Origin of the sequence: Pseudomonas sp., assembly GCF_049653025.1 — a bacterium.
Taxonomy (GTDB): Bacteria; Pseudomonadota; Gammaproteobacteria; order Pseudomonadales; family Pseudomonadaceae; genus Aquipseudomonas.
The window spans coordinates 31,226-48,887 of record NZ_JBASFM010000013.1 but is presented as its reverse complement, the minus strand read 5'-3'; the positions used below and the strand labels follow the sequence as shown (position 1 = coordinate 48,887).

At 53.7% G+C, this 17,662-nt stretch carries 7 protein-coding genes; 3 read left to right on the top strand and 4 right to left on the bottom strand.

From position 1 onward, the window contains the following. Nucleotides 1-366 precede the first annotated feature (366 nt). Complete coding sequence (locus tag WBK23_RS10285; RefSeq protein ID WP_424483877.1) at nt 367-4,338, bottom strand: DUF4365 domain-containing protein; 3,972 nt, start codon at nt 4,336-4,338, stop codon at nt 367-369. 459 nt (nt 4,339-4,797) lie between these two features. Here WBK23_RS10285 and WBK23_RS10280 point away from each other — a divergent pair, with 459 nt between their 5' ends. Both WBK23_RS10280 and WBK23_RS10275 read left to right on the top strand, forming a co-directional pair. Further along, on the top strand, nt 4,798-9,885 hold the full coding sequence (locus WBK23_RS10280) for a hypothetical protein (RefSeq protein WP_424483876.1): 5,088 nt from the start codon (nt 4,798-4,800) through the stop codon (nt 9,883-9,885). A 738-nt stretch (nt 9,886-10,623) separates the two neighbouring features. Beyond that, nucleotides 10,624-11,943, top strand: coding sequence for a DUF5677 domain-containing protein (locus WBK23_RS10275; protein ID WP_424483875.1), 1,320 nt, complete (start codon nt 10,624-10,626; stop codon nt 11,941-11,943). Between the two features lie 325 nt (nt 11,944-12,268). Here the strand turns inward: WBK23_RS10275 and WBK23_RS10270 are convergent, their stop codons facing one another. Then, nucleotides 12,269-14,422: an AAA family ATPase gene (locus WBK23_RS10270; RefSeq protein ID WP_424483874.1), complete on the bottom strand. Its 2,154-nt coding sequence runs from the start codon at nt 14,420-14,422 to the stop codon at nt 12,269-12,271. A gap of 726 nt (nt 14,423-15,148) precedes the next feature. Between WBK23_RS10270 and WBK23_RS10265 the strand changes: the two genes are divergently transcribed. Further along, a complete protein-coding gene (locus tag WBK23_RS10265) occupies nt 15,149-15,277 on the top strand; it encodes a hypothetical protein (protein ID WP_424483873.1) in 129 nt (42 codons plus the stop codon). Nucleotides 15,278-15,642: 365 nt separating this feature from the next. Here the strand turns inward: WBK23_RS10265 and WBK23_RS10260 are convergent, their stop codons facing one another. Beyond that, nucleotides 15,643-16,038: a hypothetical protein gene (locus WBK23_RS10260; protein WP_424483872.1), complete on the bottom strand. Its 396-nt coding sequence runs from the start codon at nt 16,036-16,038 to the stop codon at nt 15,643-15,645. A gap of 743 nt (nt 16,039-16,781) precedes the next feature. Next, nucleotides 16,782-17,375 carry a DUF6088 family protein gene (locus tag WBK23_RS10255; RefSeq protein ID WP_424483871.1) on the bottom strand — a complete coding sequence of 198 codons (594 nt, stop codon included), beginning with the start codon at nt 17,373-17,375 and terminating at the stop codon, nt 16,782-16,784. Nucleotides 17,376-17,662: the final 287 nt, after the last annotated feature.

The following is a 17,662-nucleotide window of genomic DNA, read 5'->3' as shown; positions in this document are numbered from 1 at the left end:
GGATCATCTTGCCATCATTGCGTGCAGGGCCGATAGCCGGCTCATGCACTTGGGCATCTGCAAGTCCTTCAGCGCTTGCTTGAAGACGGAATGCTGTTCGACTTTGGCCTGTGGGTGATTCAGATAGATAAATGCCTAAGGCCTCTCGGCTCGACGCTGTGTGCCTGGAAGAGAAAATCGCCAAGCTCAAAACTCAAAGGAAAGAACTTCAGATGATCGAGGTTCAACTCAGGGAAACCGAAAGGGGACGGATTTATTTTTCTTACTCTATACGTCCGATTTTGGCCGACATCGGCCTGCCACAACCGGCCGATGTCGGCCAATAGCGGTTATCGAGTGCCTACCAAGGCCGGGGCGATTCAGGCTTTACCTGCGGCCCTGCTGAGACTGTGTTCTGAGATGAAGCAACGCACTGGAGTAGCCCGAGACGAAATCGGAGTAATCGCTTGTGTCTTCTATAAGTGCTTGTCTAAGCCCCATGAAGACGTGCTCTCCCATGCCTGGTTGTGCCACTTGCAACTCGGCACATTCCACGCCCAGAAGCCGGATCGCTTCACGTTCTTTTGCTTCGTCCATGTAATTACGATGGTGATACTCGACGAGTGCTTTGTAGACAGACCAGAGTTTTTCGGCGGTACTCCTCGTGAGAGTGGAAGGCAGGGCTGATTGGGTGATTGCCTTTGTCAGTACTCCAAGAGCTTGCGGTGGCGCATCGTTCTTCATCCCGGCCTTTACGAACCATTGGCCAAGTAATGCAGCGAGTGCCGCATTTGGAAGAGAGGTCTCATCTGCAAGGCGCCGTAGAACCGCCGCAGCATGACCCAGAGTCTTCTCGAACCGTGCCCTGAAATCCCAAAGGGCAGAAATGACAGACATGAATTCGGGGCTTGCATCGAGAATTTGGATGCCTTGATTTATATTCTTCACTTGCGCCAAATCGCTTGGCAGTAGAGGCATGAGCTCTTGGAACCGAACCACTAGGCCCACCCTCCACTCACAAAGTTTTGAAATCTTACTAACGACTTCGTTACGCGTGAGCAGGCCAACCTCCTCCAAGGCCATCAACACATCTAGCGTGCAGATTCCATCGGGTGTGTTGCTCTGTGCGCAATAAACGCGGAACGCGAGATCATCTGAGTAGAGACGGAAGCTGGTACCCTCATTTCGGCAGAGCTGCTGAATTTCCTTGTTCTCACGTCCAAGCGGGTCGGTGTCTTGCTCGTCGTCTTGTACGTTCGTGATCGACGGTTGGACGATCACGCTCAAGTGCGGTTTTAGGGCGTCTTGTAAGGCTATGCATTTACCTCTCATTGGGCTGCCGGAAAATGGGGTAACTAGATTTGCCAGCGTCTCTAAGGTGGCTTTCGCGATTGCCACCCTCTCAAAAAATTCTACTGCTTGATTGATCAGATCCAGGTCGAATAGGACAAGCAAGGCTGTCAAATCAAGGAGTGGCATGCGGGCGCGCAGCGATGCGGCGCTCGAAGGCTGCCACTGCGGATCATTGAGCATCGTGAGGTGAAACTTTTTGTCGTCCCGGCCGGATACTTTCGCGATCTCCCACAGATGAACAACATCAAGTACGGACGAGAGAATCAGCTTTGGTCGCCAGGAGAACGGAATCACCGTCAGTCCCTGCTGTAGCTGATTCTCCATTCGTGCTTGAAAGGACTCGCGGTCAGCCGTAATACCGATAATCTCTTTAAGTTGAGTAAGCAACTCCTCGGGTGACGCACCGTCTCGAACCTCTCCTCTCTTGAGGATTTTCGAGTTCGGAAAATTGATAAAGAACGTTTCTGATCTCTGCCTGAACTCAGTCAGCTCCTGCTGCGAAGGTGTGTTCGTTTCGGCGAGCGTAGCCATGAGGAACATCATCAGGTAGATACCCTCCTGAGCCTCTGAGTTTGGGTCCGCCAGCCTCCCCATCTGGACTGCTAGTGCCAGGAGCCGCTTACTAGTGGGATCAGTGTTTTGAATCAGGTTAAATAGCAGCCTGATGCAATCCATCTGTTGCGTATTCGAACTTGACGATTCGAGGATATATTCTGCGGCTTCAAGTGCCTCTTGGACGTAACCACATCTCACCATAATGGTTACGTAGGTGTTCATCGCCAAGTTATCGAGAATACTCCCGGCAAGCATCTGTTCAAGCAGTCGTCTGGCTTCTTCTGTGTGGCCTAGGCGGTCTAGTGCGAGCGCCTCGAACGCCTGCATGCGTGGGCCAGCATCTACTCGAATCTTGAACCCTCGGCATAGTTCAAGGAGCTCCGTCCAATCTTGGAGGGTAACCAACGCAAGCCCCAGATGCGCAGCCATAGAGGGGGGGATCTGGACTTTCTCCGTGATGCGCTTGGCCACTTCCACGCAAATTAGCGCATGCTCTGGGTTCGTTGGGGTCAACTCCTGCAGCAGTGCAACTGCCAGCATGAACGGGCGGCCAAGCTCTTGATAGCTTGCTCGGAGCATCTGAAGAGCTTCTGAGTTTCCGAGCTTGTTTAGCTCCAGCATCAAAAAGTATTGCAGCAGTGCAGCGTCTTCACGTAGAGCTGGGGCCGATTCCAGCATTGTCGCCCATTTGTTGACTAGGTCCGGCTGCGCCATTTTGTGAGCGGAGAGCGCGGCAACGATTGTGGCCGAGCCGAAGAGTTCGTGAGCTCGGTCGAAGGAGTCAAGATTCGCCTCAAACCATTGGACGCAGGCACGGTGCTTTTTGGCTTCGTGCAGGAGAAGAGTCCGCCGTAAGTTTTTCGTCTCAGTGGCTGGAGTTCGTTCATTCGCTTCCAGAGCAATTGCGAACTCGCCGCACTGTGCTGCGACTGATTCCAACGCTCCTTGCAGGGTATTGAGGTGTGGGCGGGCACGGGCTGCTTCGGCAAGCGTCGGAAATGCCTCTTTCTGCTTACCGAGCATGGAGGCAGTGGCTGCCCAGATATCGGCAACATGTTCGATGTTAGAGCCCCAACCAGCTTCCCGTAGAGCTTCGACAGCAATATTAATAGCCTCCCAGGCTTCTCTCACCAAACTCGGGTCGATTCCCGCAACTCCGCTCGGTGGTAGCATTTCGGTCTCTGGCTTAGGAGCGCTGGCCTGGGCCAATGAGAACTTCGCGCGAGCCTTGAGCACCAACAACATTTGCCGCTGGATACTTAGCAAATCGGATAGTGCGAGACCTGAGTCGCATTCTGCTAGAGCTTCTGCAGGCTTGCCGAACATCGTGTATGTAAGAGCTCTGGCGGTATGTTTTTCTGGGCCGTCAATTTTGTCGGCAACTGCGATGGAGTCTTCGAATTTCCCTTCAACCGCGAGCACCCTCGACCTTGCAGAAAGCACAACGGGGTCGTCCCCTTCAAGTGCTTCAAGTAAGTCCGGATAGGACTTGGGCTTATCGTCTTTATAACGGATGCGAATTTCCGCCTCTGCCCAGGCGGCAAGATACTTCGCGTGAGGGTTTGCTTGATGCGCGCATTTAAATGCATCGCTCGCTGCTTGATCCGAGCCAGATGCGGCCTTACATTTCCCAAATAGGAACCAATAATCCGCAACCTCAAGCTGTGTAGCTGCGCTCAGCATCGTTTTTGCCGCGTCAAGCTCCGTGGAGGCGCGCCCAACGGAGTTAGTGCGCATAAGATCCTTGGCTTGATTCAAGTGCCAGGCAAGAGTTCCTGATGAAGGAACGACCCAATGCCCTTCCGCCGGTGCTGCGAGTGCATCAATGAAGGCAGAGCTTCGAGCCGCGATTCCATGTGTTACGCCTTGAACCACGTTTAGTCGCTCTTGAATCTGCATATTGGGGTGCGTTTGTTCTACACGGACATCTAATGCATGCCCGGCACGGGAGAGCTCGTTCTGCCGATCAATGTCCCCAGATAGATCAGTTTTAGTTGTCAGGCGGTTTTGGGTGGGGACCCGCAGATTGACATACTGCTGGTCCGCCGGCAGGTTGGCCACGTCAATACGGCGTAGCTCGTCCCGTAACCAGACGTAATACAGATGACAATCAACCGGCTCTGGATCCACTTTCAGATTGCATACGATAAGCAGAGTTGGCTCAACTAGCCTGTCGTAATACCGAATGGTCGAGGCCTTGAGGCGAATGGAAATGAACATGCCATCGGCCGAGATATCCGGCGAGCGCGTGCCCTTAAGCTGGACCCGGAAAATATCTGTCACTCTCTGGCCTGGCGTCGTTTGGACCTGGTAGTCCAAACCATAGTCGTCTGTTCCCTCTAGGCCATGAGCTCTCCAGTCACGCGGAGACCGCGCTCTGAAGCAACGATCTGCGTCGGCGTTGATGTCGTGCTGATCCCCTGTCTGGGGTAAGGGTCCTTCGACTGGCATAGTTCCTCCTTGATTCTCGCGTCAAGTTAGCGAGGGCCTTGCTCTTCATCAGAGCTTAGCTTTCCTCTGTCCTGCATTTAGTAAACATCCATACGAGATAACCTGATCCGTCTAGACGCCGCAACTACTTCGGTGGACTACGCCCGCTCAGGTAGACAACTCCAAACCTCTGCTTTTGGCCGAAAGCGACTGATTTTGAGAGGAAGTTCTGGGTCGACATTGGCCGGTCTGTAATGGGCAGGAGTTGACGCATTGCGGACGCTCATGACACTTGCAATGATGTCCGCTGCGCTCACGTGTTGACGACTAGTTAAGGCCCTCGGCGTCAAACCTGCTCAACAGTAAGGCAATAGGCACCTCCTAGCTGCGTCCAACTCCGCTCAACACAGTAGTTGTATCAGGTCCTACGGCTAACAAGAGCCTTACCTGATCGATCCGATTTAGAGGCAATACAGGCAAATGTCAGGTGGAATCAGTGCAATCCGCGGTTTCGACTATCAGGCCACGGTTATCTTGGATCTGCTGTTCGACCATTTCGATCATCATGGGCCGAATGCCTCTGTTCGCCCTGAGGGGGAGGACGATCTTGATCTGCGGTGGATCGACGCTGATGGTGATCATCGCCGCTTTGTGCAGGTCAAAAAGCCCATTGAAGATGCTCAGACCCGCCCTAATCCATCGCTCTGGGGGCTGATGGATATTGTGCACGGGCTTTTGCCGGACGCCGTAGCTCACCTCCGCGGCAATGAGTATGAACAGGTCTGGGTGCTTGGGGACGAAGTTACGACAGAAGTCCGAGAACTCGTTGGCGCCGGCCCGCGCGTGCTCATCGAAGCCCCCCAAGCGTGCTGGACCGCCATTCACTACCTTGCGCGCAAAGAGGCGCAAAGATCCTTTCCTGCCAAATCAGACATAGCCAAGGCCTCTGCAAAATGGAAGTCGTCAAAAACATTTCCAACTGACCCACTTGAGGCTCGGAGAGCTTTGATCGAAGCGGCAAGTACGTTTGGGCTGGGATATGGTTCTGACGGCGCTGGGTTTGCACAGTGTTATGTGCAAGAAGTAAAACAGCTGTATACGCTTTTACCGGGGATCCTCGACCGCATTTGCATCCAGGATGCAAATGGATCAGAGATCGAGGTGGCCGAGCGGGTTATACAGCGCTTGGAACAGCGCTATGGTCTGCAGCGGTCGATCATTGAACACGCTCTCTTTCGCAATCTGAGGGGCTTCATCAGCGACATTGCCAAGCAGCCAGCGCGGTCTTTCGATCACGAAGAGTTGGAGACGGAATTGCGTTGCGTTTGGCCGCAGATGGTCCCAGTAAAGGAGCCGCCGCCGCTTCAGGATGACCACGTAAGGCGGCCTGCACTGACCTCCGACCTCGCTAATCTATGGTATGGAGCAGCTATCGAGGTGGTTGGCATTTCCGGTTCTGGCAAAACCCGGTTGGCTGCCGAAGTCCTCGAACGATCACGATTGATCCATCCGGATCGGGTTGCCCTTTATGCAGAAGTGCGCACAGGCGTTAGCTTGCGCGACTGCCTAGTGGGTACCGCTTTCCACCTTAGACGATGGGGGGTATCGAAGCCCTTCGCTGTGGCGATCCAGCCCGATCAGGCCTACGAGAGTGTTCTTGTTGCACTGGCGAAGGCCTTCTCCGAGATGTCTACTGAGTGTCTGCTTTTACTGGACCTCGTCGAGGGTAGTGAGCCGCCAGGTTTTGCGCGGGATCTTGCCGCTTTTATCCGCGCCCAGCCGTCAAATATGCTGCGCCTTATTGTCTTTGGACAGGAGCGCGGACTTCGGGAGCTGGCCCCTTTGGAGCAGGTGCAGTTTGGCGTTCGCAACCTGGATACTCCTGGGCTGAGCTTTGAGGAGTTTGTCTCTCTTGTCGGACGACGACACGCTGAGCCGGATCGGACTCGGCTCTGGGGGCTTTACCAACAAGTAACCGCCGGCCGCGCAGCAGGTCTAAACGTCAGTCTGGCGCAAGCCTTCGCTCGAGCTCAAACAACAGATGAAATGGCTGTGATTGCAGCCCGTCCTGCTGAGGACCGACTAGCTTATGCAGAGCGAAGTCGCTTCAGCAGGTTGGCTGCCCGCGTACTCTCTGCCGCTGAGAGGCTTACGTGTTTCGCACTTCCGTTCCGACGGACTGATGCTGAAAGCGTCTTCCCTAACGAAAATGTCGGCCTAGCGATTCACGAGCTCTTAGACGTGGGACTGCTGCGTCGGCATGACAGTGAAACTTTCGAAATGCACGAAACAGTGCGTGCCGGGCTTGAGGAGATGATCGCCCCGCAGATTCGTCGGGACGCCCATGGTGCTTTGGCTACCTGGTATCGAGATCAGGGCCAGATAGGCGCTGTTATTCTCCACTTGGAGCGAGCCGGTCGAAACCAGGAGGCTCAGACCCAAGCGAGGGACGCTTTCCTGGCGGGAAAGAGTTGGGGGGCACTCTGGCCATATGTAGCTCGCCACCGACTCGTATCCGCAAAAGAGGTGCTCGTCGTCATCGCCGGTCCCGGGCGGGTTAAGGGTGATTACCTGCTGCCTGATATTGTCGAGGAGTTGGGAGATCCGCAGGTCACCGAAACGCTTATGGGCCTCGTTCGTGAACAGTCTGGACGTATGTTTGCGGATCCCCAATGGGCGCTGCCCATCTTTAGGGCGATCCTGGCGGAGATACCGTCGCGTCTGACCGATCTGATTGAGCTTCTGATCCAGGCTGCACCAGAAGCTGAGGCGTGCGCGGGTTCTTTGGCATGGCTCTCTATTGCGGCGCGCCGTCAGATGAACTTTATCGAACCCGCCACGTTTCCCACTCTTGATCGCCAACCTGAATCGGTCCAGAGAGCCTTGCTAGGGCTTCTGATGCAGGGTGGCCGTGCTGCAATGCAGCATGCTCTTAGTTACCTCATGACGCATCCAAAGGTGCTCGATTCAGGTCGTAGCAACGGTTGGCCTACGATTCGCCTAGAAATTCGCCATGCCGAGGATGTTGCTGACCTACTTTCGGCAATCCCAATGGCATCACCCTCCGGCATGATTCGTGCTCGTGGACCACTGTTTGGGCCTTTGGGCGGCTTAATCTGGTGTGCTCGTAAGGACTTGCGAGGTCCATGCATCGCTGTGCTGCAGGCTCAAGCGATGGACAGTGATGCGCTTGTTAACGCTATCAGGATCCTGCTCTACCTAGGTGAGCCGACGATATTGGATTTGTGCGCCCCTCTCCGTAACCAGGATGGAGATGTGGGTGCGCTAGCGAACCTCATTTCGGTGATGGCTCCGGCGCTCACCGACTGGCTGCCCTATGAGGCTAACGTGCTGGACCAGACAGCAGAGTTCTCGGTCCGGTTACAAGCACTGATCCACTTGGCTTGGTCTGGCCGTCAACTCGACGACTTGCTCAATCGCCTTCAAGCGAGTGACTCGTTAGGTTGGCCTCGTTGGTGCGGTGCCCTTGGGCTCATTACTAGTTTGACGCCGTTCGTTGCCGCGATCCCCTTGCTGGAAAATGCCTTGGCATCTAAGGATGATAAAGAGGCCGCTCAGATTCCTTTCATCATCGCTCGGCAAGGGCAAGTTCCTGGCGCTAATGTCACGGCTGTGCTTCTTCAAGCGCTGGGCCATCGCAGCCCTCAGGTTCGTCTTAGCGCTGCGCTTGGCCTTGCCCGTCGGCGTGATCGCTCTGCCTTGTCACGGCTGATCGAGTGCTATGGGCAGGAGTCGACTCCAGAACTTCAAGCCATCCTAGCGACCGCCGTTATTGCTTCGGGGGCCAGGTCAACAGCTGACCTAGCTGGTCATATGGGGGCTCCAGCGATAGATCTGTGGTGGTGCATCCTGGCGCACCGTACCCGAGACATGGGTGCAGCCCATCGGCTTGTTTCGATTGCAACTGATCCCCGCCAGTTATGGCAGGTTCGGAGGGCCGCGATCACCGCTGCGGGTAGATTGCCCTATGAGGCAGCACTTGTTCGTATCGAACCCACAGTCATGGCAGAGCAGTCGCCATTCACCCTAGATCATCATCGGAGTCTCCTGGCTCACCATGTAATGGCGCATATCGTTCCCCTGGCAGCATGGGATCTGGAGCGGTCCTATCAAGGTAATCGCGCTGGCTTCGTTAGTTGTTTTGCGTCTTACTTCGAAGAGAACTGGAGTGGGACTCTCGACTCGACTGGCTTGCCATCTGGGGAGGATGCTGCCGGTTGGCTATATGACATGCTTGTTTGCGAAGACGGGCAAGACTGCTCCTCAGTGGATCAGCTCCTCAATTCCCTACACGTCCCACTGCTGCAAGCGGCGGTGTTGCGCTCGCTTCGACTATGCGGGTGCCCAGAGCGGATCGACGTGCAACTGGGAGCAGCTAGTCATGTTTGGCTAGCTTTCCGAGCCCTGCTGGAGCGTTCTAAATTCGCAGAGCGTGGTCCAGTGCTGGGGCAAAGGCTGCAAGCTCTCGTAGCCGGAGCGGAATGGGCCGATGACAGAGTGGTTAAGGATCATCTTCATCAGCTTGGGACATCAGCGGAGACGAATGTAGGCGAGCGGGCTGCTGCAGTGCCTGCACTAGCGCCCAAAAAAGCAGGAGCCTCGCCACTGAGTTTCCAGGCAGTGGTTCGCCTTCTTTCTGGTAGCGCAGCTAGTGCTTTACCCGATGAGCCCATAGTTCTTGAGCCAATTACAGCCGAGGAGTGCGAAATCCTCATTAGTTTGGCTGACCCGACAAAAGATCTTGAACGGGGGGTGACAATCTTTACCCCTGTTGTCTCGTTCACCAAGGAGGGGCACCAGGTCGCTCAACGCCAAACTACTTCTCAGGGCGGGCCATCCTTGCCGGATCGTTTGCGTCCGGCCATCGTCGCTGCTAACTGTTCTGGCCTTCCAATCCCGTGGCACACGAAGCAGCTTGAGGGGCCTCTTGGCGAATCCTATGCGGCCAAATTTCTTGAGTGTTTGGCGGCCCAAGACGACGCTGCACGTTTCTATGCGGCACTGGCTGAGGCGGAGGAAGTGTTGATGCCAGTGCTTTGCCAAAAAGCCTATGGTCTATCGGCTCAACTCGTGATTGATGCCCGCCTAATTCCTGCTTTAGCTCGTTTTCTGCATACTGGAGGTGATGATTTCTTTGAAGGGCTGTGCATTCTTGCTAAGTGCATCGATGCTCCTGAAATTCAACCTATCTTGGAGGGATTGCTCCATCGTTGGGTTCAGCGATTTGACCTACAAGCTGGCCCCCCTAAAAACGACGAGGCTTTTCTCCTATGGCGTGGCTTTGCCCGGCTGAATGAGCACCCTCGTTTCGGTGCCATTTCTGACTGGCCCCAACAGTTGGAGACAGTCCTGAGAGCGCCAATGGCTTGGTATCACTCCCAGACGATCGTGCGTGTGCTGGAGCGGGATCCTGGGTCTTACTATCTGGTTGAAGCGCGCTTGTTTAAAGAGACTAATTGGGAGCACTACCGAGAAGACGAAATCGAGCGGCTCGACCGTGCGGCGGAAGCTCTATTTGGGCATATCCAAGATACATCGACTCTCTGAGTGACCAACGCAGTCGAGCGCACAATTGCAATGGCTCCTCTGGCCGAAAGCTTTGAATAGTCCCCCATTCCCTGGACGCTTTGAGCGTTCGCTCCTGGCTGATTCTGTTGAAAAAGTCAGTCTCTGAGAAAGTTGCTTTTCGGCAGCTCGAAAATCGCTCGATTTCGGCGTTGCTACGTAAAAAACAAGACAGCTCCGTCTTCTTAGCGAACCAGATTTCAACGCCGCTAACGCTCTTTGATGGGCAAAAAACGCGACGGGCCTTTTTCAACAGAATCGGCCGGAAACAGGCGCTGGTGAAGGGCTGTTTCCGGCCCTGGCTGTGTAAAAACGCAGGCTCCGTTTTGAAGTCTGCGTTGCTAATTAAAATCTGCAGTAGCTTGGTCAGTCAGCAGACCTGAAATTTGCGTAGGAACGCGATTTTTGTTCCGACTCAAACCATCAAGCCGGCTCGAAAACGTTTTTACACAGCCTCGGCCAAAAGCGGATGGTCACCTTGTTCGTGATCAGCATTCCGCATTCGTTCCGTCGGCGGCTTAGCAGTGGTCGCAGCGCATGCGGATATCGAGCTGCTCCAATCGATCAACAGTCGCCAGCAGGCCTGCTAAAAAGCGGAGATACAAGCTCCCATCCTTGTAGGGCTTTTGCACTCCCCATTGCGAACAGTTTTATTCGTTTAGCGCTGGACCAACTCATGACTCAGTACACTCAGGGTATTGCTCAGCCTGAGACACCGCCGTGAAAAAAATACTTTCGATTCAGGAAACGCTTGACCGTTGTGTGGCACAGGCCACCTCAAGGGAGCAACTGCTTCCAATGGCGCTAGCCAGGGCTGCAAAACGGCGGAACATCAGTCTTCCTGAGCATGACATTCAACGCTTAGCGGCTGCGCTCCTTAATGCAGAAGGAGAGGAAATCCAACTCGACGTAAACCCCCCATGCGCATTTGGAGACAACGAGAAGGAAGTCCAGACGACGGTACAGGGGCTCATTGATGAGCTAGGGGAATCAATAACTGATGTATTGGGCAATGTGGCTGAGGCGATTTCGCAGGCCGTCCCTAATGCACTTGCAAGCGTGGCTGAGTTTATCGGCGACCGTATCTCAGAACAGGCACTTGAGCACTCGCTACACCTAAGAAAAGCACATTCAGAGCGAGCTGAAACAGTTCAACGCATGTGGGGGAAAGCCATTGAGCAGTTGGATCTTCTGAGGCACATCGTGCTGGAGTGGAATCATGCTGCTGCTCTACATCGCAAGGGCGCATACGCCAAGCCAAATACTGCATTCGCGTTGAGCAAGCTTGTCGCGCGAGCATATGAGGTCGTCGGCGAGATTATTACGCTGGCACGATCTGGGTACGCTGACGGCGCATTGGCAAGGTGGCGTTCACTCCATGAAATCTGTGTCATCACAATGTTCTTGGCCATGCGATCCGACAGGTGTGCTCAGATGTATCTATCCCATCACTGGGTGGAAGAACTACGACTTCTTGACGTTGACAGGGCCAGCGGCACAGCTAGAGCAGTAAATGCTCATAGTGATCGATACATACATGACTTGCGCAAACAGAAGGACGCGCTGGTAGCCAAGTTCGGAACTGCCTTTGCTAAGGACTACGGGTGGGCATCGGTCGAGCTTGGCCGTGCCAAGATCACATTCCGGGATTTGGAGAGTAATGTTGGGCTGGAAACGTTGCGACGTGGATATCAACAGGCAAACAGTACAGTTCACGGCGGTGCCCTTGCTACCCTCACTCGGGTTAGCGTTGGGCCGGGCAGCGTTGATGGTGCCGTGATCCCTCCGGCCTATGGTTGTGAGGTGGCCGCAAACTACACCACTGCTTCCTTGTCCATGATGATTGCGGAGCTCTGTCTGGAAACAGAGAATGCTGACTTGCTCACCATGAACATGGTCATTAACAACTCTGCGTCTAAGATTCGAGAACTAATTAGGAAGGCTCAGAAAAAAGCCTCTGGAGACACCCCGCGAGCAAGGATACTAATGCTCAAGGCTGCGCAGCGCGAATCTCGAAGGAAATCACGTAGAGCTATCTGAAGTTAGCGATTTCCCGCGGAGTTACCGACCGTTAACCGGAAACGGTTGTACTGGCGAACCAGCACGACTTTTCCATGATTGTTCATGGCGTATTCTCCATCTGATCTCAGCGGGCCGCTGATAGCCTTTACACGCCACGTGCAAAGCGAGCAGAAGAGTGCCAGGCAGGAAGGAGAGCCCTTTGGTGGTAGCTGCAGGCAAGATGCTATCAGTGGATGCTCAACCTGGAAAGGCCGGCCTCAACTCCACATAGCTCCGCCAACTGAAGGAAACAGAGAACACATAGGCCTTATGCTGCAGTCGCCCTCCGAGGGAACATGGCTAGCTATGCCATCATCTTGTCAAAATGCGATTCGAAGTTGGTTTTGATGAACACATCCTTGAACCGGGCGACGAAGATCGCCGGATTAATCTCACCGAAATCCGTGAGATTAATCGCGTCGGCGTGCGATTCACGGTTGATATAGCGGTACAGCGCTCTGAACTCTGGGTTCTCCTCGCTAAGATCAGTCAAAGCCTTGCGCAGGCTGGAGGTCTGGTGCACGAAGCTAAAGTAGTACTCCAAGATATTGCGCATCATGTTTGGGATCACATTAGTGGACGTTCGTCCCTGCAGCGCGTCCTTTATGGTTTGCCAGAAGGCCTGGTAATCGTTCTGGATTTCCCGCTCTTCCATAGCCGCAACTAGGCTGTATTCGGACTTGGTGATCCGGAACATCGCTAGAGATTTCTCTCCGTCATCCTTCATGAGCTTGACCATCTCGTGGAAGAAGAACAGGTTGTGCGTCAGTATGATCACTTGCTTAAACCGGTCTGCCGGAGTGAGCACCTGGCGCCTGATCAGCGACGCAATGTCGTAGACATAGTTATGGGATAAGCTCGATATAGGGTCGTCGATGACGATGATGCGATCACGCTTCAGTTTTCCACCAGCAGTGTCCAGTTCGCCATTGCATACCTCCAGGAAGTAGAGAAACGAGATCAGCGTCTTCTCGCCTTCACTTAGCGTTCTGAACACTCCTTCGGTTTGGCCAGGGCGCTCGAGACGATATTGCGGCACAGGGCCTTGTTCTTTAATCAGCTCGAAACCTTTGAGACCCAGCAGCCGCAACCAGCCCTTGATATTCTCGATCGACTGGTCGATGTTCGTAATGGCAGCCCTGGATTGAGCAACAATGTCACGTTGTGCCTGAATGCGATCCCGCAGAGACTGAACCTCATCCTTGGCCGCCTGGCGTAGGCGACTCTGTTCCGTGTCGACCTTTTCAAACGTCACGAAAGCATCGTCACACGATGCTCTGTACCAGTCCCAGAAACGTCGTTTGATGTCCTCCTCATGCTGTCTCTTGTTTTTTATCCTGGCATTGATAACGTCGATTTTTACTTGTTCAGCCGCAATCTCACCGTTTAATTCGGTGACCAAGGCAGCAGTAGATTCAAGCGTAATCGCAAGGGACGGACTGGCGATTTTTGTGGCGAGGGATTGCAGGTTTTTCTGGAACACAGCGTGAAGTTTGGTGATCCGGAGTTTAATGCCTTGTAGCTGATATTCCGGTGCATCGCACCGTCGCAGGAATTGATCCACCGCGCCCCTATACTGGTTTTCGAGTTGCTGCAATACACCAAGACGTTGCTCATAGGTCTTATCGAAGACTTTGCGAATTTCTGGGTAGAAATTCTGCGGTAAGGGCTGCTGGCATAGTGGGCACTGATCTTTTGCCTCGACCTCATAGCGCAGCGCCTGCTTGACCCAGTCCGAATTTCCCAACTGCTGAATGAAAGCAGAGAGGTAGGAGTTACCTGATCCAGTGATGACCTCCTGCATGATCGGATTGGCTTCAAGCACATCCGCCTGGAAGGTGATTGGGGCGATAGCGGGCAGCTCCTTATCACTGGCCTCGTTAAGCTCTGCCGCTTCGCTGAGCAGCCCATGAGCGGTGTCAGCGGTTGGTACCAGTTGGATACGCCGGACAGCTTCAAGTAGACGCTCTTTGGTGTTGAGCGGCTTGACGCAGTAAGCCAAAGCGGTGTTATCGAAGTCACGTTTAGGCTTCCAAACGCTGTCCAGGAGAACTTCATAGGCTTGCTCCTGGGTCTTCTTGCAATTCATCCCCTTTTCCATCTCAGCATCATGGGCAATCGTCAGCTCGCCAATTACTGACTCAGCCGCTTTAAGGGCGGCCTCTGCCTCAATGTTGCCCTCATTGAGGGTGAAGACCCCTGGTTGGGATGCCGCTTCGTGGAAATTCTTCTCCATGAATGCATGGTTGTAGACCAATACCTCTCGGCCAGCCTTTGCTGGCTCCACGCTGCAAACGCTAAAGCACGCTTCAGCAGGGGACTGGAGGAAGTTTCCGATGGTGGTCTTGCCCGTCCCGTTCTGACCGTAAAACAAACTCACGCGTTTGAGCGGGGCAATAGACACTGCAGAATCGGGTGAGTAGCTGGAGACGTTGCGTAGAACAATTTTTTCGATCATGGGGCAGTCCTTGGCATGAGCAAATCCAACTCAAAGATAAGCGGAAGATGCTCGATTTCATAGTGCCATCACCCTACAGAACGGCCCTATTAGGCTTGTGCCACATAGCTACCATCGCGAATTTAAGATGGTGACTGGCGGCCCCGTCTTACGCAATATGGAATCGAAAGCCGGATCAAGCGCCTCCAATACATAGCCTCCCCCGTGTTGTGGCTGACGAAGAAAAGTAGAACCTAGATCGTGTGAAGTCCTAAAGTCATTGATTTGCCCGGACGCCCGCAGCCGCCATAGCTAATCACCGCTTAGCTAGTTGTTATCTCACGCCAAGGCCAGGTTCGTGTTGGGAGGATATAGCCATGACCGTCCACTTCTCCCTTGTTATTCTATTTGAAACCACGAGATCGGCTCTACGGGATTGAGGGCCTGGCTGTCTCAACGTTTCGGCAACACATACTGGCGGTTTATGCGAGTCGGTGCAGAGGCATGCGAATGAGAGGCGGCACCATGCGATTCGCTGGCGGTTTTGGCAAGCGGCGGCGCGGCGGTTTTGCCTGCGATTCGGTGTCGGTTAGTTATGCGACTTAGTGTCGGAGTCAATGCGAATACTCAGCTGTGGACGAGTACATAGCCAAATCACGCATCTCATGCCTATTGAAAGTCCCCGTCAATACTAATAAGGTGATTCTGCAACAACCAAAATCGGCATTAACATCAAGGAGAGATCTTATGGCGCTTAAACCAGGCCCAAAGCCAATTGCTAAATCAACCGGCGAAGTTGATAAACGTCGTCGTGACAATAAAGACACGCCGGGAAATAATCCCGACTTAAAACCTAGCAAGCCCTCAAAAAAATAGATTGTCGCTGGCAGAAGCTACTGTAATGGTAGCTTTTGCCATTAGATCTTGTAGGGGATGAATTCATAATCTGTAATTTCGTTTTATCTGACGACCATTACCCGTTCTATGAACGTTATAGCGACATATCGAATGCCTTCATTGCGGCATAGCCTGAGAGTTGAATTACCTTGTTTTTCTAGATGCCCTCCAGGCTTGCTGCGTACAGTTTTTCAACTCTTCCGGTGACCGATTGCCCCCATTTCGCAAAGAAACTGAGTGATCGCTTTTGGCCGGAAGCAGCAGTTCGCGTTAGGCAAATGTCGGTAAGACAAAGTCAGCCTAGTTCGGCTCTTTATTTCAACAAATATTAGCTGCTAGCCAATCTATCGGGTGCGTCCAGCCTGCGATAAAGCCGCCACGGGAAGATCGAATCGAATCATGACGTTATCGGACTGGCGCAAGGTATGACCTTCTTCATCTTTGACAACACGCACACCGCGACTCTCCAAATCGCCCACATTGGTCACAAAGCCCAAGCGTCGAGACTCTGAAGCGTGGAGCTCATAGGCAATTCCCCTATCGTCAACGCATGACATCCCCACAATATCGATGTAGCCGTAGCTCGCGTCATCTGAGAGCCCTTTTCCCTTACCCTGCAATCGACAGCCGTCGCCCCGGAAAATGGTGTCCATGGTAAATGGCTTGAAAGGGCTGACCAGCGTAAAAAGAAAATTGCTCTCGGTCAGGGGGCTCGCATCATCCAGCACACTGCGGTTCATTACCTTCGCTACGACATGTTCACTGCTAGGGTTTGTGTATTTGACTGCTTCTATCGAGGCCGACTCTATAATCGCCTCCATGCTAATGTGAGGCGAGCGTAAGGCACTCAAAACATCGTCAGGCGTAATGGAGTTCCAATCCAGTAGGCCGACGATTCCAGTAACAACGCCAAGCGCTGTAACACTACGAGCAGCCAGCTTTAGCGAACGGTGCTCCCCACAGAACAGCAACCAATTCCCCGTCCTCTTGCATCTACCTTCCTCGCGAGTTCTACCCAGGCACTGACGCATCTGCACTCCAACATCGGTGATAAATTTGGCTCAATCCTATCCCAGCCCTATTGGCGATCTTCATCCAAAAAGCACTGCTTCCAAAGCCTGTCTCCGTAACCGCCGCCAGATCAAAAAAACGCCCATTTTTGGCGTTGCTACGTAAACACCACTCAGCCTTCTGAGCGAGTCAGATTTTGATCTCGCCCACGCTCCTTAGTGGACCAATATCGCAGCGGGACTTTTCCAACAGAGTCGGCCAAAAACGGATAGCGTGGATCAGGTGCCCGGAATGGGATTCTATAATCGCTTTATAATTAACTATAAAGCTCATCCTAGAGCGGCTCCATTACCTTTTACGCAGAGCGTCAAGCGTCTTTCGGAGTATGAGCGGCTGATCTGAGCAGAGACTGCTTCTCCGGCTTGCGCCGATGTCTACGAATGCATGCTTCGGCATTGTTAGTGGCAGGAGATCAATCAGTCGCCTCGCTGCCAATCGCCTCAGCCATCCAAGATGGAAGCTGAGCTCGCACTGAATGCAGCATCTGCCATTCATTGTGCGGTAGCTGCCGATGCAATTTCGCTGTCGCCTCGCGCACATGCTCCTGACCTAGCCAAGCAAGTGCACGAATAGCATCGCCTGCCGCACTTGTGCCGAGCGCCATCAACCACCTCGGGGCGTGCTCAATTTGCACCTCTGCCTTGCCTAGTTGCAGCGTCCGGGACGAACCGCTGGTGAGAAACACCTCTCTGGTTGGCATCTGCAGGGTCAATCCCAGAGCATTGGCTGCATGTGCACCGTTGCGGGCGATTACTTCATGATGCTTTGAAGCTAGCGAGGCCACGACCTTATCTGTCGACGGGGCACGCTGCCCGAAGCGGCTCGCAATAGGAGCCACATAAATGCCTCGCGAGATGCGCATCAGTTGTCCGGCCCTGACTAGGCGCGAGAACGCTTGATCTACAGCTGCTCGACTAGAAAAATTGAGGAAATCTTTAGGAGCCAGCACGCCGCCTTCTGGGAGGAGCTTGCCGTGTTCAAGGATTGTCTCGGGGAGGGTCTTCATGGCCGAGGATGCCCGGTTTGATGCAGTCTCAGAAACTTATCTACCTTTCCGGATATGGAATCAAATACCTATCTGGCTTAATAGTGCCTGCACCGGCAAGCCGTGCTCGATAACGTGAGTCACTTGCAGTACTACCCTACGGTCCGACTCAGTAACGAGCAGATCGATCGGTCGCTCAGAGACCAAGGTCAGAACTGGTGAGGTCAGCCAGGGGAGCGCGCCATCGATGTCACCCTAATGGAGCTCCAAGAGGGCGTCCAGAGTTTCGACGAGACAGCAAATATAGG

Coding starts and splice junctions, on each gene's coding strand:
- WBK23_RS10280 (WP_424483876.1), top strand. CDS start 4,798: ATGTCAGGTGGAATCAGTGCAATCCGCGGTTTCGACTATCAGGCCACG.
- WBK23_RS10270 (WP_424483874.1), bottom strand. CDS start 14,422: ATGATCGAAAAAATTGTTCTACGCAACGTCTCCAGCTACTCACCCGAT.
- WBK23_RS10285 (WP_424483877.1), bottom strand. CDS start 4,338: ATGCCAGTCGAAGGACCCTTACCCCAGACAGGGGATCAGCACGACATC.
- WBK23_RS10255 (WP_424483871.1), bottom strand. CDS start 17,375: ATGAAGACCCTCCCCGAGACAATCCTTGAACACGGCAAGCTCCTCCCA.
- WBK23_RS10265 (WP_424483873.1), top strand. CDS start 15,149: ATGGCGCTTAAACCAGGCCCAAAGCCAATTGCTAAATCAACCGGCGAA.
- WBK23_RS10260 (WP_424483872.1), bottom strand. CDS start 16,038: ATGAACCGCAGTGTGCTGGATGATGCGAGCCCCCTGACCGAGAGCAAT.